Genomic DNA, 558 nt, shown 5'->3' on the forward strand with positions numbered 1-558 from the left:
TCAGGAAGTCAAGGGTTTCGGGCTCCACCAATTCGGGCATGACCGACTCGGCGGTAACACTGACGAGCTGGCTCGCGGATCCGATCAGGAACTGTGCCCGCAACAACTGACCTTCGGTGCCCACGACCGGGATGTCGACGACATCAACCTGTCGGCGGTTGCACAACGCCTCAGCGTAAACGAGAATAGCATCCGCCAATTCGCTCCCCGTCAGGACGAACCCGCCTGGATAGTACAAGTGCTTCATCACTACCCCTTGAAAGCTCACGAAAATGCGTGCTACCGGGGTCTGGGGTGGCTACTCACATTATACGCCGCAACCCGTGACGGATTGGGGATTCTTTGCTAAAGGTGAGAAATCATCGGGGAAACTCAATGCCTCAGAGAACGAGCTGACGGCCGACGATCTGCTCCGCAACGTCGGAGAGGGCCATGCCGTGTTTTCGTGCATACTCCCTGATCAGATCGAATGCTTCACCCATGTGAATCTCGTGAGTGTAGGCGAGAACGCCCTTCGCCTGCTCGATGAGCACCCGGCTGTTCAGGGCATGCTGAAGT

Annotated in this window: 1 protein-coding gene and 1 pseudogene; both read right to left on the reverse strand. The window is 57.0% G+C overall.

Annotated elements, in window-relative coordinates; all coding sequences use genetic code 11:
- A pseudogene (locus tag JF66_RS13695) lies at positions 1–247 on the reverse strand (hypothetical protein); the annotation flags it as partial.
- Between the two features lie 133 nt (positions 248–380).
- Complete coding sequence (locus JF66_RS13700; protein WP_255351534.1) at positions 381–545, reverse strand: ANTAR domain-containing protein; 165 nt, start codon at positions 543–545, stop codon at positions 381–383.
- Positions 546–558 lie beyond the last annotated feature (13 nt).

The organism is Cryobacterium sp. MLB-32, from assembly GCF_000738085.1.
GTDB lineage: Bacteria > Actinomycetota > Actinomycetes > Actinomycetales > Microbacteriaceae > Cryobacterium.